Here is a 20,236-nt window from a genome sequence, read left to right as displayed (position 1 = left end):
CGGGACGCTTGTGGGTTGTGAGGTTAAGTGACTAAGCGTACACGGTGGATGCCCTGGCAGTCAGAGGCGATGAAGGGCGTGCTAATCTGCGATAAGCGTCGGTAAGGTGATATGAACCGCAACAACCGACGATACCCGAATGGGGAAACCCGGTGCATTTATGCATCATCGCAACATGAATACATAGTGTTGCGAGGCGAACCTGGGGAACTGAAACATCTAAGTACCCAGAGGAAAAGAAATCAACCGAGATTCCCCCAGTAGCGGCGAGCGAACGGGGAACAGCCCAGAACCTGAATCAGTTTGTGCATCAGTGGAAGCGTCTGGAAAGTCGCAGGGTACAGGGTGATACTCCCGTACACGAAGATGTGCTTACTGTGAGTTCGATGAGTAGGGCGGGACACGTGATATCCTGTCTGAATATGGGGGGACCATCCTCCAAGGCTAAATACTCCTGACTGACCGATAGTGAACCAGTACCGTGAGGGAAAGGCGAAAAGAACCCCGGCGAGGGGAGTGAAACAGAACCTGAAACCGTGTACGTACAAGCAGTGGGAGCCTCTTTTATGGGGTGACTGCGTACCTTTTGTATAATGGGTCAGCGACTTATATTCTGTAGCAAGGTTAACCGTATAGGGGAGCCGCAGGGAAACCGAGTCTTAACTGGGCGTTAAGTTGCAGGGTATAGACCCGAAACCCGGTGATCTAGCCATGGGCAGGTTGAAGGTTGGGTAACACTAACTGGAGGACCGAACCGACTAATGTTGAAAAATTAGCGGATGACTTGTGGCTGGGGGTGAAAGGCCAATCAAACCGGGAGATAGCTGGTTCTCCCCGAAAGCTATTTAGGTAGCGCCTCGTGAACTCATCTCCGGGGGTAGAGCACTGTTTCGGCTAGGGGGCCATCCCGGCTTACCAACCCGATGCAAACTGCGAATACCGGAGAATGTTATCACGGGAGACACACGGCGGGTGCTAACGTCCGTCGTGAAGAGGGAAACAACCCAGACCGCCAGCTAAGGTCCCAAAGTCATGGTTAAGTGGGAAACGATGTGGGAAGGCACAGACAGCCAGGATGTTGGCTTAGAAGCAGCCATCATTTAAAGAAAGCGTAATAGCTCACTGGTCGAGTCGGCCTGCGCGGAAGATGTAACGGGGCTAAACCATGCACCGAAGCTGCGGCAGCGACACTTATGTGTTGTTGGGTAGGGGAGCGTTCTGTAAGCCGTCGAAGGTGGACTGTGAGGTCTGCTGGAGGTATCAGAAGTGCGAATGCTGACATGAGTAACGATAAAGCGGGTGAAAAGCCCGCTCGCCGGAAGACCAAGGGTTCCTGTCCAACGTTAATCGGGGCAGGGTGAGTCGACCCCTAAGGCGAGGCCGAAAGGCGTAGTCGATGGGAAACAGGTTAATATTCCTGTACTTGGTGTTACTGCGAAGGGGGGACGGAGAAGGCTATGTTGGCCGGGCGACGGTTGTCCCGGTTTAAGCGTGTAGGCTTGTGTTCCAGGCAAATCCGGAACACTTAAGGCTGAGGCGTGATGACGAGTCACCACGGTGATGAAGCAACAAATGCCCTGCTTCCAGGAAAAGCCTCTAAGCATCAGGTAACACGAAATCGTACCCCAAACCGACACAGGTGGTCAGGTAGAGAATACCAAGGCGCTTGAGAGAACTCGGGTGAAGGAACTAGGCAAAATGGTGCCGTAACTTCGGGAGAAGGCACGCTGGCGCGTAGGTGAAGGGACTTGCTCCCGGAGCTGAAGCCAGTCGAAGATACCAGCTGGCTGCAACTGTTTATTAAAAACACAGCACTGTGCAAACACGAAAGTGGACGTATACGGTGTGACGCCTGCCCGGTGCCGGAAGGTTAATTGATGGGGTTATCGCAAGAGAAGCTCCTGATCGAAGCCCCGGTAAACGGCGGCCGTAACTATAACGGTCCTAAGGTAGCGAAATTCCTTGTCGGGTAAGTTCCGACCTGCACGAATGGCGTAATGATGGCCAGGCTGTCTCCACCCGAGACTCAGTGAAATTGAACTCGCTGTGAAGATGCAGTGTACCCGCGGCAAGACGGAAAGACCCCGTGAACCTTTACTACAGCTTGACACTGAACATTGAGCCTTGATGTGTAGGATAGGTGGGAGGCTTTGAAGCGTGGACGCCAGTCTGCGTGGAGCCAACCTTGAAATACCACCCTTTAACGTTTGATGTTCTAACCTGGCGCCGTAATCCGGCGTGGGGACAGTGTCTGGTGGGTAGTTTGACTGGGGCGGTCTCCTCCTAAAGAGTAACGGAGGAGCACGAAGGTCAGCTAATCACGGTCGGACATCGTGAGGTTAGTGCAATGGCATAAGCTGGCTTGACTGCGAGAGTGACGGCTCGAGCAGGTGCGAAAGCAGGTCATAGTGATCCGGTGGTTCTGAATGGAAGGGCCATCGCTCAACGGATAAAAGGTACTCCGGGGATAACAGGCTGATACCGCCCAAGAGTTCATATCGACGGCGGTGTTTGGCACCTCGATGTCGGCTCATCACATCCTGGGGCTGAAGTAGGTCCCAAGGGTACGGCTGTTCGCCGTTTAAAGTGGTACGCGAGCTGGGTTTAGAACGTCGTGAGACAGTTCGGTCCCTATCTGCCGTGGGCGCTGGAAGATTGAGAGGGGTTGCTCCTAGTACGAGAGGACCGGAGTGAACGCACCACTGGTGTTCGGGTTGTCATGCCAATGGCATTGCCCGGTAGCTAAGTGCGGAAGAGATAAGCGCTGAAAGCATCTAAGCGCGAAACTTGCCTCGAGATGAATCTTCCCTGAGACTATAAGTCTCCTGAAGGGACGTTGAAGACGACGACGTTGATAGGCCGGGTGTGTAAGCGCAGCGATGCGTTGAGCTAACCGGTACTAATGACCCGTGAGGCTTAACCTTACAACACCAGAAGCGTTCTGGTGAGCGTTATGAGAGACGCAACAATTTTCAGCCTGTACCGGATAGAGAATTAGCGGAAACGAAAGATTTTGCGCTGAGGCAAGGCGGCAAGCGCCGGAAAGGAAGGAGCATACTCAGGTATGTGACTGACTTTGCAAGCGCAGGCAACGCGGCATCAGTGAAAAAGATTCGTTTCGTGCACCAAGATTTGCCTGGCGGCTGTAGCGCGGTGGTCCCACCTGACCCCATGCCGAACTCAGAAGTGAAACGCCGTAGCGCCGATGGTAGTGTGGGGTCTCCCCATGCGAGAGTAGGGAACTGCCAGGCATCAATTTAGACAATAAGCGTGTCTTTTCCGCTTGTTGTAAGTAACAAAGTGCTGATATGGCTCAGTTGGTAGAGCGCACCCTTGGTAAGGGTGAGGTCCCCAGTTCGACTCTGGGTATCAGCACCACTAATTAACTTGTATCAAGTTAAGATTTAGCGGGAACAGAAAATTTGCACTGTAAAGGCGAGAACGCCTGATAAGTATCAGTCCAAAGGCTTTGTTTCATGCAGCAAGATTTGTCTGGCGGCTGTAGCGCGGTGGTCCCACCTGACCCCATGCCGAACTCAGAAGTGAAACGCCGTAGCGCCGATGGTAGTGTGGGGTCTCCCCATGCGAGAGTAGGGAACTGCCAGACATCAATTCAGACCAGCCTCTGGTCATGACCTTCCAGTGACGTGGAAAGGGCGAAACACCTGATATCAGAAGCAACATTCTGAATTCAGTACAGAATCGGTGGAGCGGTAGTTCAGTTGGTTAGAATACCTGCCTGTCACGCAGGGGGTCGCGGGTTCGAGCCCCGTCCGTTCCGCCACTTAAACAGTGAGCCCTGAGTCATAAGACTCAGGGCTTTTTTGTGATCTGGTTTTGGCTTAGTCGCGCATATCCCGCTTACGCTGGTTCTTTCTTCTATTCTTCAATCCTGCCGGCGCTGCTCCGTTTTTATCCACTCACTCATAAAATCAATAAATGCCCGGATGCGCGTACTGACTGCGCGATCGCTGTAATAGACCGCATTGAAAGGCATTTCAACCGGTAGCCGTTGCTCTGTCAGCAGCTCGATCAATCTGCCAGATTCAATATCCTGGTCAATCATATAATCGGAAAGGCAGGCTATGCCATTCCCGGTCAGGCAAAGCTGTCTGAGCGTTTCACCGCTGTTTGAGGTGACAGCCGGATTTATTTCATAAAGTTGCCCATCTTTCTGCGATACCGGCCAGCGATTCAGACTTTGAGGTTCCACAAAGCCCAGGCAGTGATGAACGTTTAGTTCCTCAGCCTGTTGAGGTACACCATGTCGTTGAAGATAGGCGGGGCTGGCCACGATTTTCCTGTAGCTGGTAAAAAGATGACGGGCACGCAGGCTGGAATCCGTCAGGTTACCGGCACGGATGGCGATATCAACTTTGCGTTCAATCAGATTGATGAAAGTCTCTGAAGAAACCAGCGACAGCCTGACGTCAGGATAGCGTTCGCGGAAAGCATTCACCATCGGCATCACCAGGTGTAGTACAACCGGCGTAGCGGCATCAATGCGCAAAAGCCCCTGCGGCATGTTTCGACTTTCCATTAACTCATTTTCTGCGGCGGCCATCTCCTGCAGAATATGCTGTACTCGCCGGAAGTACGTTTCTCCTTCCTGGGTAAGCTTAACTTGTCTGGTGGTACGGGTGAGAAGCTCCACGCCAAGCTTCGTTTCCAGTTTTTTTACCGCACGACTTACCGCGGAATTCGCCATTTTAAGCTGCTCTGCCGCCCGGCTGAAACTACCGCTTTCCACCACGGCAACAAAAATTTGCAGTTCTTCTGACGTCGCCCGCATGATCACTCCTTTCGCAAAATCCCAGCTGCACAGTTTTTGGTTTTGCTATTTAAACATGCACTCACAGATAGCACCATTGCTGGCGGTAAAGTCGCACCGGCTTTGCAAATCGTCGTAAACAGGATGGTTTATCTCAGCGTAAAAGCAGGCAGTTTTACCAGGCCTGTTTGCATTTGCTTACCAGTCACTCTGACGTTAATTAGCAGGCTCTGATTGAAACTCCGCCTTAAAGCCCCTATAACTGAATGACTAAGCGTGATCGTTAGCGGTAACAATAGCCAGGCGGTAAAGTGCGTAAAAAGACCTATGCCATGAGATATGTAGCGGGGCAGCCAGCGGAACGGATATTTCCGCCTGGTGCGATGCTGCACGTTGGGCAGGCCCTGCCTCCAGGCGAACCTTTAACAACAGAGTCGGCGTTGCGCGTGCTGGTATGGAACATTTTTAAGCAACAGCGTGCAGACTGGCTCTCTGTATTACAGAACTTTGGCAAAGATGCGCATCTGGTGTTGCTACAGGAAGCGCAGACCACGCCGGAACTGGTTAAATTTGCTACCAGCAACTACCTTGCGGCCGATCAGGTTCCTGCGTTTGTGCTGCCTCAGCATCCCTCAGGCGTTATGACGCTCGCCTCTGCACACCCTGTTTATTGCTATCCGCTGCGTGAGCGTGAGCCGCTCCTGCGGTTAGCGAAATCCGCGCTGGTGACTGCTTATCCGCTTCCCAGCAATGAGATGCTGATGGTCGTGAACATCCATGCCGTCAATTTTAGTCTGGGCATTGACGTCTACAGCAAACAGTTGGGACCTATCGGTGAGCAGATCATCCATCATCAGGGGCCGGTGATTATGGCCGGGGATTTCAATGCCTGGAGTCGTCAGCGAATCAACGCGCTCTACAACTTCGCCCGCGACATGGGGCTTGAAGAGGTAGGGTTCACCGACGACCACCGCCGTAAAGCGTTTGGCAGACCTCTCGATTTCGTTTTCTATCGCGGTATGGGCGTAGCCAAAGCGTCCGTTCTGGTGACGCGCGCCTCCGATCACAATCCGCTACTTGTCGAATTCCATCCCGGCAAGCCTTCGCTCCTCTGAGGAAATGCTGGCCTGCCTCCATGGGCAGATCGGCAATATAGTCTGCCCACCACTGAAAACCGTAATAAGGGAATTAACGATGGCAATGGGGCATCATGAGCATGTTAATAACCAGTTCGGCGCCCAGGCAGACGCCTATCTGAACAGCGCTGTACATGCCGGTGGGCGCGATCTCATACGACTGGGCGAACGTCTTGCGGAAGAGAAGGCGGCCAGCGTGCTGGACCTGGGCTGTGGCGGAGGGCATGCCAGCTACGTTGCCGCTCAGCACGTTAGCAGCGTTGTGGCTTATGATCTTTCGTATGAAATGTTAGAGGTGGTCAGGGCAGAGGCAAAAAAGCGGGGTTATACACACTTAACCACCACGCAGGGTTACGCTGAGAAATTGCCTTTTACAGATGAACAGTTTGATATCGTTATCAGCCGCTATTCTGCGCATCACTGGCATGACGTAGGCAGCGCCCTGCGTGAGGTTAAACGTGTACTTAAACCACGAGGGCGGGTTATTTTTATGGATGTCAGCTCGCCGGGACATCCACTGCTTGATATCTGGTTACAGACGGTTGAAGCGCTACGGGATACCTCCCACGTCCGGGATTATTCGCCCGGCGAATGGCTGTCGATGCTGACAGACGCCGGGCTGGCAATCAGCGCGGTCAGTCAGGACCGGCTGGCATTAGCGTTTCCGGAGTGGATTGAACGGATGCGTACGCCAGCGGTAATGGTCGAAGCGATCAGAGCCTTGCAGCAAGCAGCGTCTGAAGAGGTACAGCGTTATTACTCCCTTCAGCCAGATGGCAGTTTTAGTGCCGATACGATCTTTATCGAGGCGGTAAAAACAGCCTGACAATTCCGTAAGCGCGGTAATACCACGACAGGATCGTGAAGCATAAAAAAAGCCAATCCGGAGATTGGCTTTTTTAACAGGCTAACCTGTTAACTTTGAGGTGTGCTGCTGTTGGTCACAAACAGCGTCAGCTTATCGCCAGGACGGATATTCTCCGATCCTCCACTGTTCCAGCGCATCACATCCTTCAGGTTTACCCCATGACGTTTAGCGATGCTGGCCAGAGAATCACCTTTACGGACTTTATAGGTGATGCTGTTGCCATTATCGGCCAGGGTGGTGGCGCTGCCGCCGCCCAGACTCAACGTTTGTCCTGGTTTAATAACCGCGCCACGCAGGTTATTCGCCTGCTGTAACGCTTTAACGGAGACGTTATTACGCTGCGCAATGCTGGACAGGGTGTCACCGTTACGGACCTTGTAGGTCTTGCCGCCACCGTTTTTCGCCAGCGCAACCGGCTGCACCGCTAAAATATCACCGCTCGCCAGAGAGTTGCGTAACTTCGCAACGTTCGACTTCGGCACCATAATATAGTGAGGCCCGTTCGGTGCTGTTCTGCCGCGCTTGTAACCCGCGTTATAATTTTTCAGCTTGCTGACCGACATACCGGCCATCTCGGCCGCCTGCGTCAGTTCAATCGGCTGACCCACTTCAACACGCGCCAGAGCACGGGTCTTATTGGGGGTCGGTAAACGGATGCCGTAACGCTTGTTGTGCTTGAGAATATCGCCCAGCGCCAACATCTTCGGTACGTAAATTGTCGTTTCTTTCGGCAGCGAGAGCGACCAGAAGTCCGTCGGCTTACCGCGGGCTTTATTCGCTTTCATGGCTTTGAGCACCCGACCTTCTCCGCTGTTATAGGCGGCGATGGTCAGTAACCAGTCACCATCGAACATGCGGTTCATGCGCTGCATAATATCCAGCGCTGCGCGGGTCGAGGCGACAACATCACGACGCCCGTCATACCACTGGGTCTGTTTCAGACCATAATTTCGCCCCGTCTGCGGCACTATCTGCCAGATGCCGGCAGCATTGGCGGAAGAAGTGGCATGGGGATCAAAAGCGCTCTCCACTATGGGTAGTAGTACCAGTTCCATCGGCATATTACGTTGCTTAATCTGCTCGACTATCCAGTACATATACGGCTCTGCCCGTAATGTTACATCGTGGAGATAGCTCTTGTGTCTCAAATACTTCTGTTTCTGTTCGCGTACCCGTGCATTATCCGGGACCTTCATCTTCAGCTCGTCACCAATGAAATTCCACAGGTTTTTATCCTGCGTCAGGCTCGTTCCATCATCCTGCCAACGCGGTGATAACAACCGATCCGTGTCTTTCTCATTACTCGCTGAAGACAAGCTCTGTGCATGCTGTTCGGGCTGAGTGGCATCATGCTGAGATGCCTGGCACCCGGCCAGCAAGACTGAGGCGAGTAATATCGCTTTAGCCTTCATGTGTGTATCAATTTGTCGCTTAAAAGACGAGCAACTATACGTGCTCGTCTTGCCCAACACAACCTGAAAAATCAAAAATGGTCTTTCTTCTGACGTAAGGCTGAAAATATCTCCCACTCATCCCTTTGCAGAGAGTCTTCGAAAGAAACAGCCTGTATATCAGCCTCTTGTGTTCTCAGGAAAACGTTAATCTGCCGCTCAAGCGACAGCGTTGTCGGTAATGTAACCTGCTTTTTTGCCCGTAACTCTTTAATTTTAAGATAATACGCCGATATCCCGGCATCCTGGGGTAAAAGCGTCGCAGCAAACTTCATATTTGATAAGGTATATTCATGCGCACAGCAAACCAGCGTCTCTGCGGGAAGTTGATTAATCTTTTGAAAAGATGAGAACATTTGTTTAGCCGTGCCCTCAAATAACCGTCCACAGCCGCCAGAAAAGAGCGTGTCGCCACAGAAAAGATAAGGCGCGCTGTAATATGAGATATGTCCTAAAGTATGGCCGGGCGTCGCCATCACACGAAACTCAAGATCCAAAATTTTGATATGGTCATCTTCCTTTACCACTGCGGTGGTCCCCTTGTTTACCGTCTCTTCAGGGCCATAGACAGTCAGTTCAGGAAAATGAGACAGCAGCTCTTTCACGCCGCCAACGTGATCGTGATGATGATGGGTAAGGAGAACAGCTACGGGCTGCCAGCGATTTTTTTTCAGCATCGCCAGTACTGGTGCCGCTTCGCCTGGATCGACAATCAGACACTGACCATCCTCGTTATTTAATGTCCAGATGTAGTTATCATCGAGTGCCGGAATACTGGTAAGATTCATCATCGCCTCACTGAATGGTCGAAATGGAAAGAAGATGGTAAAGCATGAAGCCTGCTAAAACACGCCAAATTCGTCATGTGCCGTACGCCTGGGGGGAGATGCCCTGGGGGGAGTTTTACCGTGATGCGCTGACCCGGCATCTGCAACCCTGTCTGGCTAAGATATATGGCTTCCATCTTCTGAAGATTGGCCCTCTCAGTGCGGAAATCGATACTGAGGCCTGTGCAATATCCCATCAGGTCAACGTGGGGCTGCGCGGCGACAATCTGCAGGTCATTGCCGATCCGATGAGCCTGCCTTTTGAATCCAAATCGGTTGACGCCTGCCTGCTGGCCCACTGTCTCGCCTGGAGCAGCGATCCGCACCACATTCTGCGTGAGGTGGATAGAGTACTGATAGACAATGGCTGGATGATTATCAGCGGATTTAATCCCTTCAGCGTGCTGGGGATTGGCAAACTTATTCCCGGTCTTCACCGGCGTGTTCCCTGGAACAGCAGAATGTTTACGCAGATGCGGCTAATGGACTGGCTGGGCCTGCTGAATTATGAAGTCGTGCAGCGCACCCGTTTTCAGGTGCTGCCCTGGAATCAGCAGGGCGGGAAAGTGATCAGTACGCATTTTCCGGCGCTGGGATGCCTGAGCATTATTGTGGCACGTAAGCGCACCTTCCCGCTGACGATGAATCCGGCTAAAAAGAAGGTCGCGAAGAACCGGATCAGAGCGGCGGTGGGCGCGACCAGTCAGTATCACGCCCGGCAACGCGATCAGGAAGCGGACTGATAGCCGATATCTTCAAAGGCCGGACTACCGGCCGCCGCGCGGGCCAGCTCGTCACAGCGTTCGTTCTCTTCATGGCCGGCGTGGCCTTTAACCCACTCCCAGCGGATCTGATGATGGCTGAGCGCGGTATCGAGGCGCTTCCATAAATCGACATTCTTCACCGGCTTCTTATCTGCCGTTTTCCAGCCGCGCTTTTTCCAGTTATGGATCCAACTGGTGATCCCCTGACGGACGTACTGACTGTCTGTGCTGATGACGACATCGCATTGCTGCGTTAAGGCTTCAAGTGCCACAATTGCGGCCATCAGCTCCATGCGGTTATTGGTCGTCAGAAAATAGCCGGCGCTGAAGGTTTTTTCATGCTGACCATAGCGTAAAATGGCACCGTAACCGCCCGGGCCAGGATTGCCAAGGCACGAACCATCGGTGAATATTTCTACCTGCTTAGGCATCTCTGGTAGACTCCCTGCTGAAAAATGCCAAGTCTGACATAAACGGGTCCTATGAGCACAGTAAATACAACGCGTCAGATCGTTCTCGATACTGAAACCACCGGTATGAACATGATAGGCGTGCACTATGAAGGGCATCGTATCATCGAAATTGGTGCCGTTGAGGTCGTGAACCGCCGCCTGACGGGCAATAACTACCACGTTTATCTGAAACCCGATCGGCTGGTCGATCCCGAAGCCTTTGGCGTCCACGGTATTGCCGATGAATTTCTGGCCGACAAGCCCACCTTTGCGGATATTGCCGATGAGTTCCTCGCCTACATCAGCGGGGCGGAATTAGTCATCCATAACGCGCCCTTTGATATCGGCTTTATGGACTATGAATTTGCCAAACTCAATCGCGATATCCCCAAAACCGAGACCTTCTGCAAGATTACTGACAGCCTGGCGATGGCGAGAAAGCTCTATCCGGGCAAGCGAAACAGTCTGGATGCGCTCTGCTCGCGCTATGAGATAGATAACAGTAAGCGAACGCTACACGGCGCGCTGCTTGACTCCGAAATCCTGGCCGAAGTTTTCCTGACCATGACCGGCGGACAGACTTCACTCGCCTTCTCTATGGAAGGCGATCGTCAGCAGCAGAGCAATGGCGATACCGTTTACCGTGTTGCGCGCCCGGCGTCAGGCCTGCGGGTGGTCGCCGCCAGCGCAGAAGAGATCGCTGCCCATGAATCGCGCCTGGATTTGGTAATGAAAAAAGGCGGAAGCTGCCTCTGGCGGGCTTAAATGCGCGAAGCACAGAAGAAAATGTGTCATTGGGTGAAAAAACAGGCAGTCGGTCAGAGAGTGGAATAAAAAGCGTTGACGCCCGAATCGCCTCACCGTAATATTCGCCCCGTTCCCGACGGGGAACAAAGCGCGGAGCGGTAGTTCAGTTGGTTAGAATACCTGCCTGTCACGCAGGGGGTCGCGGGTTCGAGCCCCGTCCGTTCCGCCAAGTATCCAGAAAGCCTGATGCAGCAATGCGTCAGGCTTTCGTCGTTTCTGCGCCGTATAAAACTGCCATCGCCCGCAGAAACGACAAAGCCCGCCGCTATTTTTATGGGTGAAGCTATCCATCACTTCTCAACGGCCACCTTACCTGCATAGGCAGTGGTGCTGACCAGACGTTCTTCGCGCGCAATCCAGCGATAGCAACCTGCTGAAAGCGCCGCGCCGATAAACCAGCTGAAGTTGGCGATCGCGTGAAGGGAAGGGATAAAGCTGAGAGTCAGGCCAATCAGCACGGCAGGCACCAGCGCCGCGATGGCTTTGGGATTAAAGCCGCCCCGATACCAGTATTGACCTGCCGGCGTAGCGTTAAAGAGATCGTCTACCGACACCTTCCCACCTTTAATCAGATAGAAATCACACAGCAAAATCCCAAACAGCGGACCGATAAAAGCGCCCAGCACGTCGAGCGTATAATGGATCAGTTCCGGTGACTGAAACAGATTCCATGGGGTCAGCAGGACGGAGCCCACAGCCGCGATCATTCCACCGGTACGAAAGCTGATCCTCTGCGGTGAGCAGTTCGAAAAGTCGAAAGCCGGAGAGACAAAGTTGGCGACAATATTAATGCCGATAGTGGCGATAATCATGGTCAGCAGACCAATAGCGACCGCCACATCGCTGCCCACCAGACTGACGGTCTCAATCGGATCGGTGATCATTCGGCCAAACAGGGATTGCGTACCGGAGACGATAACCACGGTGACCACGGAAAACAGCAGGAAATTAAACGGCAGGCCCCAGCGGTTGCCACGCCGGATATCGCTCATGCTTTTACCATAGCGGGAGAAGTCACCAAAATTCAGCAGCGGGCCGGAAAAGTAGGAGACGACCAGCGCGGTTGCGGTAAGCATCTGCCAAGCCTGTTCGCTGCCGGAAAGTGACTTGCTGGCCAGCGTCAGCGAGATACCCTCAAAGCCGGTCTTGTATACAATCCATCCCGCCAGCGCCACCATCACGACATACACAGCCGGCCCGGCAACATCAATAAAGCGCTTAATGGCGTTCATCCCATGCCAGAACACCATCGCCTGGGCAAACCACATAATGCCAAAGCAGATCCAACCGAGCTGCGACAGGCCCAGCCAGGCGCTCTGAGTCATCGGGGCGAGCGCAGGCCAGAACTTCAGGGAGACAAGCATCAGGGCATTGGCAGCAAGATAGGTCTGTATCCCGTACCAGGCGAAGGCGATCAGGCCACGGATTATCGCCGGGATGTTTGCGCCAAACACGCCAAATGCCTGACGGCAGATAACCGCATAAGGTACACCCGCCATCTGACTTGGTTTCGCCACCAGGTTCGCGCAAATCTGAACGATGCAAATTCCGGCCAGCAGGCAGAGCAGCACCTGCCAGCTGGCCAGCCCCAGCGTGAAGAAGCTGGCGGCGACCACATAGCCGCCCATGCTGTGCACATCAGACATCCAGAACGAGAAAATATTATACCAGCCCCAGCTTTGATGGCGCGTCGGGGCCAGATCTTCATTGCACAGTCTTGGGCTGTAGTGGGCGCGGGCTTCAGCCGACGCCGCCGGTGAGACATTTTGATTATTTGGCATGAAACCTGCTCCATATGATCACCCCCAGTTGGGCTGGGGAGAACATTGCAGGATTCAGGCCAGAGATGATTTCTTGTATACAAAAAGTGCACTGAATGTACAGGAGCGGTGACGAAATTGATCGCTAGCGGAGTGAATGATGATAGCTGAAACCGGCCACAAAACGGCCTCAGACCTGATGGGAAAGGATGAAGCGATCTATCAGGCGCTGCTGTCAGCCATGGTTGAACATCAGCTGCCGCCCGGGAGCCGGCTGCCCGAAGAGGCGCTCTCAGAAGTCTTTGGCGTCAGCCGCACCGGCATTCGCAAAGTGCTCCAGCGCCTTGCGGTAGTGCAAATGGTGGTTTTACTGCCCAGACGCGGTGCGCAGGTTGCCACGCCCTCCGTTGAGGAAGCACAGGAAATCCTCCAGACCCGCTCGCTTATCGAGTGCGCCAATCTGCCTCAGGTGCTGGCCCGCTGTCAGCCGACGCACCTGGCCGCGCTGAAAAAGGTGATTCAACAAGAGCAGCAGGCGCATACCAATCGTGACGGCCCCGCCGCCATCCGTTACTCAGCGGCCTTTCATATTCAGCTCCAGGCTATCGCGGGCAACCAAGTTCTCACGGAGATGGTGGCGCGCCTGACGCAGCGCTCATCGCTGGTGATTGCGGCCTGGGGCGCGCCCTGGCAGCAGGGATGTCGCTGTCACGATCATGAAAAGCTGACCACCCTGATTGCAGAAAAAGCGTGCGGTCCGCTTACGGACGCAATGCAGCAACATTTCACGCATATTCTGGCAAGCCTGCGTTTTGAACGCGGGGGTGAAACTGTGCCGGACTTTGCCCGCTTATTCGCAGGAACAGGAGCAAACGAATGATGTCAAAACAGATTATTCAGGTGATCAATCCCAACACCAGCGTGGCCATGACTGCCACTATTGGCGCGGCTGCCCGTGCCGTGGCCGGGGCGCAAACGGAAATTATTGCGGTGAATCCTGCGCAGGGCGTGCCGTCGATTGAAGGGCATTTTGATGAGGCGGTTGCAGCGATAGGTGTCCTGGAACAGATAAAAGCGGGGCGGGCGCAGGGTGCCAGCGGCCACATCATCGCCTGTTTCGGCGATCCCGGTCTGCTGGCCGCCCGTGAACTGGCGCAAGGGCCGGTCATCGGTATCGCTGAGGCGGCGATGCATATGGCGACGATGGTGGCGACGCGCTTTTCCATCATCACCACGCTGCCCAGGACGCTGATCATCGCCCGGCACCTGCTGCGACAATATGGTTTTGAACACCACTGCGCCGCGCTTCACGCGATCGATCTACCGGTTCTGGCACTGGAAGATGGCAGCGGCCTCGCTCAGCAGAAAGTGCGGGAAGGCTGCCTGAAAGCGAAAAGGGAAGATGGCAGCGGCGCCATTGTGCTGGGCTGCGGCGGTATGGCAACGCTTGCCGCGGAGCTGACGCGTGAACTGGGGATCCCGGTTATCGACGGCGTCGGTGCGGCGGTGAAAATGGTGGAATCCCTTGTGGCGCTTGGGCTATCGACCAGCAAGCATGGCGATTTAGACTTTCCCGTACGAAAAAGCCTGTCGGGTCAGTTTGAACGCCTAAACTAAAATTAAGAAACGGCCCGACAACAGGACCCTCCCGATGACAGAAGCGAACGAAAAAAAAGAGTACAGCTTTAATAAAGGCTATCCGCGCGACCTGCGGGGCTATGCAGGTAATCCGCCCGATGCAGCCTGGCCGGGCCAGGCGCGGATCGCCGTGCAATTTGTGCTGAATTACGAAGAGGGCGCGGAAAACAGCGTGCTGCATGGCGATACCGGTTCTGAACAGTTCCTGTCAGATATTATTGGCGCGGCAAGTTACCCCGATCGTCATATGTCGATGGAGTCATTATATGAATATGGCTCGCGGGCGGGATTCTGGCGCATCCATAACGAATTTCGCCGGCGCGACCTTCCGCTGTCAATTTTTGGCGTGGCGATGGCGCTGGCCAGACACCCCGATGTTGTGGAGGCGATTAAACAGGCTGACTACGATGTGGTCAGTCACGGCTGGCGCTGGCTGCACTATCAGGCGATGGATGCCAAAACGGAGCGCCAGCATATCCAGCTGGCGGTAGACACGCTAACCGATCTCTTTGGCAAGGCGCCAACGGGCTGGTATACAGGGCGCGACAGCCCGAACACCCGCCGGCTGGTGGTGGAGCAGGGCAGTTTCAGCTACGACAGCGATTATTACGGCGACGATCTGCCGTTCTGGATGCCGGTCACCTGTCAGGATGGAACGGTGAAATCACATCTGATTATCCCCTATGCCCTTGATACAAATGATATGCGCTTCGCCACGCCGCAGGGCTTCAACTCGGCCGAACAGTTTTACACTTACCTGAAGGACAGTTTTGACGTGCTCTATCAGGAAGGTGAAACCTCGCCTAAGATGCTCTCGATTGGCATGCACTGCCGTCTGCTCGGCAGGCCCGGACGCTTCAGGGCACTACAGCGCTTTCTGGACTATCTCCAGCAGCACGATAATGTCTGGATCTGTACGCGTCAGCAGATTGCGGAACACTGGATGGCGAAGCACCCGGCTCCGCAGAGTTGAACGGATAACTGCCGCGCTGCCGCTTACTGGCGGCAGTGTCTGGCTCAGTTCATCAGGCTGACCTGAGCGGCAACTATCCGCCAGCCGTCGGGCAGCCTGACCCAGGTCTGCTGCTGACGGCCCGTTTTTTCACTACCTTCCCGCGTAAACTCCGTGCTGCATACGGCGTAATCCTCGCCGAAAGTGACAATGGTGGTATTGCTTAACTGCCGTATCAGTCCGGCCGAAGGGCGGGAGGCGCGAAACGCCCTGATCGCCTCAATACCGTACAGATTTTCTCCGGCACCGAGCCGTACGGTTCGTTCATCATGCCAGAACAGCTCATCGAGCACTGTCGTATCGTTGCTGACCAGCGCCGCCTCATAGCGGTAAAAGGCGGCAGTGACCTCTGCCACCGTCGCCGGAAGATTTATCGCCATTTTGCTCAACTTGTTGCCTCCAGAGTAGCGGGGATCGCCTTTGCGATGCCCATTTGTTCCAGCGTCCAGGCTGCCCGCAGGCAGACTTCCTCTCTGAAAGGCGCAGCGATCAGTTGCAAGCCGATCGGCAGGCCGCCAGGCGTTTGTAGCGGAACGGTGGTCACCGGCAGGCCCAGAAAGGAAATCGGCTGCGTCAGCATGCCCATACTGGCGCGGATCGGCAGATCGCTATGATTAATACGCATGGTTTCCTGACCCACCAGCGTGGCGCTTTGCGGCGTGGCGGGCGCGATAAGCAGATCAAACTCATCGAACAGCGGCATGACCTGCTGCCTGAAATAGTGGCGAAAACGCTGCGCCTGCACGTACCAGGCGGCAGGGATCATCGCGCCCGCCAGCAGTCGCTCACGCGATAGCGGCTCAAATCGTTCCGGCATCTGCCGTAGCGCCGGAAGATAGTGATTGCCCCCTTCGGAAGCGGAAATAATAAACGCAGCGGTACGTGCCAGCGCGGCGTCAGGGAACGTAACTTCATCCTGCACGTTAAGCGCCTTTGCCGCCACCGCAACGGCGACCCGCGCCTCATCGCTGCACCAGGTCTGAAAGTATCCGCCGAGAACGGCGCAGCGCAGCCCTTCACCACCCTGAGCGAGCCGTGGCTGGACCGCATTAACTGGTGTTTCAGCCTGAAAGCCATCCAGCGGATCGCGACCCTGTAGCGCATCATAAACCGAGGCGAGATCGTCAGCTGTGCGGGCAAAAGGGCCGATATGATCAAGGCTGGCGACAAAAGGGTGGGTACCGCTGCGGGAAAGGCGGCCAAAGGTTGGCTTGAGGCCAAAAATGCCGCAGAGCGACGCAGGAACCCGGATAGAACCGTTGGTATCTGAGCCGAGTGAAAAATGGACCAGCCTGGCCGCCACCGCTGCCGCCGAACCGCCCGACGATCCGCCCGCTACCCGGTTCAGATCGTGCGGATTTCGCGTGGCACCGTAATGGCTGTTTTCAGTAGTAAAACCATAGGCATAGGCGTCCATATTCAGCATGCCGGAGAGCAGGCCGCCCGCTTGCCGTAATTTATGCACCGCCCAGCTGTCAACCGCAGCGGCAGGACGGTCGCTGAATAAACGGGCGCCAGCCAGCGTTGTCTCCCCGGCGACGTCAAACAGGTTCTTAACCGCATAAGGAATACCCGACAGCGGGGGCAGCGGCCCGCCCGCCTGGCGCAGACGATCTATATGATCGGCCTCACTGAGCATGCGATCCCGGGTAATCTGCGTCCAGGCGTTTACTGCCGGATTATGTTTCTCGATCTCAGTAAGCGTCTGCCGGGCGATCTCATGTGCGCTGATTTCGCCGTGACTTAATGCGGAGCGCAGCCCGGCAATGGAAAAAGCGGCAAGGTTCATGCTTTGTAGACTCCCGCGATTTCCTGGCGCTCATCGAGCGGAAACGCCATCAGCGGTTCTGCCATGGCGGCGATGCGGGTAAACTGAATATAGAGTTCAGCGCGTCGCTCATCATTTAACGTAACGCCCATTACCTGCTCCATATGCAGCAGCCAGGCGGCCCAGTCGGGCGAAGTATCGTTCATCTCTTTCTCCTGTTAAAAACCGGCAGCGCTGCCGTTGCTGCGGGGATCGTATGCGCCTTCCAGCATGCCGTTGGCATGGCGGACAATGGCGCCCGCATGGCCTACGGCCTCGCTGAAGTCGGGTAATTTCTCCACCTCATGACCCAGCGCCCGAAGCCTGTCGAAGGTTTCCTGTGAAAAACGCCCCTCCAGCTTCAGCGAGTCGGAGGCCTGTCCCCAGGTACGACCCAGCAGCCAGCGTGGCGCGCTGACGCACTGTTGCAGCGGCAGCCCCTGGACCACATGGCGGGTAAAAATGGCGGCCTGCGTCTGTGGCTGGCCGTCGCCGCCCATGGAGCCATAGACCATGGTGCGTCCGTCATGCAGACGGGCCGCCGCCGGGTTCAGGGTATGAAAAGGCTGTTTGCCGGGCGCGAGCGCCAGTAAATGCTCAGGATCGAGGCTGAAAGCCGCGCCACGGTTCTGCCAGGTGACGCCGGTGCCGCGCAGCACCACGCCGCTACCGAACTCATGGTAGATGCTCTGGATAAAGGAGACGGCCAGGCCGCTGCTGTCCACCACGCCCATCCATACCGTATCGCCCGGCCCCTTACCGGCTCCCCAGGGCGCGGCCCGGTTCTCGTCAATTTTGGCCGCCATCGTCGCCAGCACGTCAGAATCGAGCAGCGTCTGCATCTCTTCCTGCATATGCAGCGGATCGGTGATATAGCGATCGCGTAGGCTGAACGCTAACTTGGTGGCTTCGACAATACGGTGAATCGTCTGCGCCTCATCGGCCTCTTTCATATTCAGGTGGCGGGTAATGCCGAGAATTGCCAGGGAAACCACCCCCTGCGTTGGCGGCGTCATATTAAAGACCTCGCCATGCTCATGCTGGATCCGCAGCGGCGTGCGGCGCCGGGCACGATGCTGGTTAAGATCCTCAAGCGTGACGGGCATACCCAGGCGGGCCATCTCCGCAGCAAACCGTTCAGCCAGCGGTCCACGGTAAAAGCTGTCCAGCCCCTGGGCGCTCAGTTCGCCGAGGGTGGCGGCCAGGTCTGGCTGGGTGAAGCGGCTGCCGGCTCGCGGGATTTCACCGCCGGGCATAAATGTAGCGGCAAAGCCGGGTTGATCGATAAGCTCATGGAATTTGCTGGTGGTCGCGTCAGCCTGGGACTGGGTAACCGGAATTCCTTCCGCCGCGTAGCGGGTGGCATCGTCGAGCAGGCGGGAGAGCGGCAGCGTCGGGCTGCCGTACCACTGTTTCGACACCGTAAGTGCTTCTGCCCAGCCGCTAACGGTTCCCGCTACGGTCAGTGCGGATGCCGGCCCGCGATGGGGGATCTGCTTCGCGCCGCCGTAAAAGGCAAAATCGGCCAGCGAGCCAGCCGCGCCGCTGGCGTCAATGGCGACAGGATCGCCTTCTGGCGGCACAATCAGCCAGAAACCGTCGCCGCCCAGGCCGTTCATGTGCGGATAGACCACCGCAATCGTCGCCGCAGCGGCCACCATGGCCTCAATGGCGTTACCGCCTTCTCGCAGTATTGCCAGCGCGCTCTGGCTGGCCAGATGATGAGGCGCTACGGCCATGCCGAGCGGCGCGATATGACTCTGAATCATTCCAGTCTCTTTTTGCCGGGGAAAAAGAATGAGTAAAGCAAGAGCTGTTCCAGTTTGCCTGGATAAGGGCGTTCAGCTTCGTAAAAAAGGCGGACAAAATAAAAAGCTCAGCACCTGGCCGTTGCCCGCCGCGTTTTTTTAGCCACCAGGCACGTTATTTGTATATGCTGACTCTTCTGAAACAAAAGTTACAAGGCCAGCGTAATGAAGCAGCTTGATGAGCGTCTGAAAAGCCATTATCCGCAGCTCTCCCCGCAGGAGCAGCGCGTTGCCGACTTTATCTTCGACCACTTCAACGATCTGATCAGCTATAACAGCGCTGAACTGGCGCGGCTTAGTGGCGTATCAAAAGCCACGGTCAGCCGGCTGTTTAAACATCTCGGTTATGAGAAATATAAAGAGATGCGCGACGAACTGCGCACGCTGCGTCAGAGCGGCATGCCGCTTACCGACAACCGTGACGCCGTACAGGGCAACACGCTGCTTGCCAGGCATTATAAGCAGGAGATGGCCAACCTGACCCGCTGGGTGAACGATCTGGATGCGGCGCAGTTTAACGATGTGGTAAGGCAGCTCGCGGTCAGTAAACGCATATTTATTATCGGGATGCGTAATTCCTACCCGCTTGCGCTACATCTCCGGCAGCAGCTGCTTCAGGCAAGGGGTAACGTTCAGCTTCTGCCTCAGCCGGGACAAACGTTATCGGAAGAGCTGGTGGAGCTCACGCCTGAAGATACGGTCGTGGTGCTGGCCTTTCGCCGCCGTCCGCGCCTGATCAAACCGCTGCTGCTGCATCTGCAACAGGCGGGCATTCCTTCGCTGCTGATTTGCGAACCCGGTGCGCAAAGCGTGATGGCGCTGGCCCACTGGCAGCTCTGCGCACCGCTGGACAGCGTCTCGGCCTTTGACAGCTATGGTCCGGCCAACAGCCTGATTAATCTGCTGGCGAACGCGCTGCTGCATCAGTTATTAAGCGAAGGGCGCCAGCGTATTCACCAGATTGCGGCGCTGTATGGTCATCTGGATGAGCTGGAACAACGCTGATGGGGCACCATTTTGGTGCCTTGCTTCTTTTTGGTTACTGGAAAATTTCCCCGTCAGGGCGGAGGCGCTTCGTTATGATGCGATCTGCTGAGAAACGTCTGTTCGGGGAGAATGCCTGCTCTCCTCGTTA

17 protein-coding genes, 3 tRNA genes and 3 rRNA genes are annotated in these 20,236 nt (G+C 55.4%); 14 read left to right on the top strand and 9 right to left on the bottom strand.

The genetic code is table 11. From position 1 onward, the window contains the following. Nucleotides 1-21 precede the first annotated feature (21 nt). From EA20_RS0104235 to EA20_RS0104215, 5 genes are all read left to right on the top strand, one after another. Nucleotides 22-2,924 (top strand): 23S ribosomal RNA (locus tag EA20_RS0104235). A 211-nt stretch (nt 2,925-3,135) separates the two neighbouring features. Further along, nucleotides 3,136-3,251 (top strand): 5S ribosomal RNA (rrf, locus tag EA20_RS0104230). A gap of 51 nt (nt 3,252-3,302) precedes the next feature. Beyond that, a tRNA-Thr gene (locus EA20_RS0104225) sits at nt 3,303-3,378 on the top strand. Between the two features lie 113 nt (nt 3,379-3,491). Continuing rightward, nucleotides 3,492-3,607, top strand: a 5S ribosomal RNA gene (gene rrf, locus EA20_RS0104220). A gap of 100 nt (nt 3,608-3,707) precedes the next feature. Continuing rightward, a tRNA-Asp gene (locus EA20_RS0104215) sits at nt 3,708-3,784 on the top strand. A 102-nt stretch (nt 3,785-3,886) separates the two neighbouring features. On the opposite strand, the gene yafC is transcribed toward EA20_RS0104215, so the two are convergent. Further along, a complete protein-coding gene (yafC, locus tag EA20_RS0104210; protein ID WP_024965645.1) occupies nt 3,887-4,792 on the bottom strand; it encodes a DNA-binding transcriptional regulator YafC in 906 nt (301 codons plus the stop codon). Nucleotides 4,793-5,082: 290 nt separating this feature from the next. Here yafC and EA20_RS0104205 point away from each other — a divergent pair, with 290 nt between their 5' ends. Both EA20_RS0104205 and EA20_RS0104200 read left to right on the top strand, forming a co-directional pair. Continuing rightward, nucleotides 5,083-5,886, top strand: coding sequence for an endonuclease/exonuclease/phosphatase family protein (locus tag EA20_RS0104205; protein WP_024965644.1), 804 nt, complete (start codon nt 5,083-5,085; stop codon nt 5,884-5,886). Between the two features lie 79 nt (nt 5,887-5,965). Next, on the top strand, nt 5,966-6,733 hold the full coding sequence (locus tag EA20_RS0104200) for a class I SAM-dependent methyltransferase (RefSeq protein ID WP_024965643.1): 768 nt from the start codon (nt 5,966-5,968) through the stop codon (nt 6,731-6,733). Nucleotides 6,734-6,822: 89 nt separating this feature from the next. On the opposite strand, the gene mltD is transcribed toward EA20_RS0104200, so the two are convergent. Then, nucleotides 6,823-8,187 carry a murein transglycosylase D gene (gene mltD, locus EA20_RS0104195; RefSeq protein WP_024965642.1) on the bottom strand — a complete coding sequence of 455 codons (1,365 nt, stop codon included), beginning with the start codon at nt 8,185-8,187 and terminating at the stop codon, nt 6,823-6,825. A 71-nt stretch (nt 8,188-8,258) separates the two neighbouring features. Continuing rightward, nucleotides 8,259-9,014, bottom strand: coding sequence for a hydroxyacylglutathione hydrolase (gene gloB, locus EA20_RS0104190; protein ID WP_024965641.1), 756 nt, complete (start codon nt 9,012-9,014; stop codon nt 8,259-8,261). 44 nt (nt 9,015-9,058) lie between these two features. Here gloB and EA20_RS0104185 point away from each other — a divergent pair, with 44 nt between their 5' ends. Then, a complete protein-coding gene (locus EA20_RS0104185; RefSeq protein ID WP_024965640.1) occupies nt 9,059-9,796 on the top strand; it encodes a class I SAM-dependent methyltransferase in 738 nt (245 codons plus the stop codon). On the opposite strand, the gene rnhA is transcribed toward EA20_RS0104185, so the two are convergent. Further along, nucleotides 9,781-10,248 carry a ribonuclease HI gene (gene rnhA, locus EA20_RS0104180; RefSeq protein ID WP_024965639.1) on the bottom strand — a complete coding sequence of 156 codons (468 nt, stop codon included), beginning with the start codon at nt 10,246-10,248 and terminating at the stop codon, nt 9,781-9,783. The two genes, EA20_RS0104185 and rnhA, sit on opposite strands and share 16 nt — an antisense overlap. Nucleotides 10,249-10,299: 51 nt before the next feature. Between rnhA and dnaQ the strand changes: the two genes are divergently transcribed. Both dnaQ and EA20_RS0104170 read left to right on the top strand, forming a co-directional pair. Further along, nucleotides 10,300-11,034 carry a DNA polymerase III subunit epsilon gene (dnaQ, locus tag EA20_RS0104175; protein WP_024965638.1) on the top strand — a complete coding sequence of 245 codons (735 nt, stop codon included), beginning with the start codon at nt 10,300-10,302 and terminating at the stop codon, nt 11,032-11,034. Between the two features lie 134 nt (nt 11,035-11,168). Then, nucleotides 11,169-11,245 (top strand) — tRNA-Asp (locus EA20_RS0104170). Nucleotides 11,246-11,366: 121 nt separating this feature from the next. On the opposite strand, the gene EA20_RS0104160 is transcribed toward EA20_RS0104170, so the two are convergent. Further along, a complete protein-coding gene (locus tag EA20_RS0104160) occupies nt 11,367-12,857 on the bottom strand; it encodes an NCS1 family nucleobase:cation symporter-1 (protein WP_024965637.1) in 1,491 nt (496 codons plus the stop codon). Between the two features lie 139 nt (nt 12,858-12,996). On the opposite strand from EA20_RS0104160, the gene EA20_RS0104155 reads away from it, so the two are divergent. The 3 genes from EA20_RS0104155 to puuE are packed head-to-tail and all read left to right on the top strand — an operon-like array spanning nt 12,997 to nt 15,447. Next, nucleotides 12,997-13,716 (top strand): GntR family transcriptional regulator, encoded by a 720-nt coding sequence (locus EA20_RS0104155; RefSeq protein WP_024965636.1) that lies wholly within the window; start codon nt 12,997-12,999, stop codon nt 13,714-13,716. Further along, nucleotides 13,716-14,453 carry an allantoin racemase gene (gene hpxA / locus EA20_RS0104150; RefSeq protein WP_038381524.1) on the top strand — a complete coding sequence of 246 codons (738 nt, stop codon included), beginning with the start codon at nt 13,716-13,718 and terminating at the stop codon, nt 14,451-14,453. The genes EA20_RS0104155 and hpxA overlap by 1 nt, the downstream gene beginning before the upstream one ends. A 34-nt stretch (nt 14,454-14,487) precedes the next feature. Then, complete coding sequence (gene puuE / locus EA20_RS0104145) at nt 14,488-15,447, top strand: allantoinase PuuE (protein ID WP_024965634.1); 960 nt, start codon at nt 14,488-14,490, stop codon at nt 15,445-15,447. A gap of 44 nt (nt 15,448-15,491) precedes the next feature. Here the strand turns inward: puuE and hpxZ are convergent, their stop codons facing one another. From hpxZ to EA20_RS0104125, 4 genes are read right to left on the bottom strand one after another with little or no spacing between them, the layout of a single operon-like run. Then, nucleotides 15,492-15,875, bottom strand: a complete 384-nt coding sequence (hpxZ, locus tag EA20_RS0104140) for an oxalurate catabolism protein HpxZ (RefSeq protein WP_024965633.1) — start codon at nt 15,873-15,875, stop codon at nt 15,492-15,494. Further along, complete coding sequence (locus EA20_RS0104135; RefSeq protein WP_024965632.1) at nt 15,872-17,275, bottom strand: AtzE family amidohydrolase; 1,404 nt, start codon at nt 17,273-17,275, stop codon at nt 15,872-15,874. The genes hpxZ and EA20_RS0104135 overlap by 4 nt, the downstream gene beginning before the upstream one ends. Next, nucleotides 17,272-17,460 carry an oxalurate catabolism protein HpxX gene (hpxX, locus tag EA20_RS0104130; RefSeq protein WP_024965631.1) on the bottom strand — a complete coding sequence of 63 codons (189 nt, stop codon included), beginning with the start codon at nt 17,458-17,460 and terminating at the stop codon, nt 17,272-17,274. Before hpxX ends, EA20_RS0104135 begins: the two co-directional genes overlap by 4 nt. Nucleotides 17,461-17,472: 12 nt before the next feature. After that, the gene (locus EA20_RS0104125; protein WP_024965630.1) at nt 17,473-19,062 is read right to left on the bottom strand and encodes a gamma-glutamyltransferase family protein; all 1,590 of its coding nucleotides are present in this window, start codon (nt 19,060-19,062) and stop codon (nt 17,473-17,475) included. Between the two features lie 204 nt (nt 19,063-19,266). On the opposite strand from EA20_RS0104125, the gene EA20_RS0104120 reads away from it, so the two are divergent. After that, complete coding sequence (locus tag EA20_RS0104120) at nt 19,267-20,106, top strand: MurR/RpiR family transcriptional regulator (protein ID WP_024965629.1); 840 nt, start codon at nt 19,267-19,269, stop codon at nt 20,104-20,106. The last annotated feature ends 130 nt before the right edge of the window (nt 20,107-20,236 follow it).

Origin of the sequence: Pantoea sp. IMH (genome assembly GCF_000599885.1) — a bacterium.
Lineage (GTDB): Bacteria > Pseudomonadota > Gammaproteobacteria > Enterobacterales > Enterobacteriaceae > Erwinia.
The sequence above is the reverse complement of the archived record's forward strand: the minus strand, read 5'-3'. Positions and strand labels throughout refer to the sequence as shown.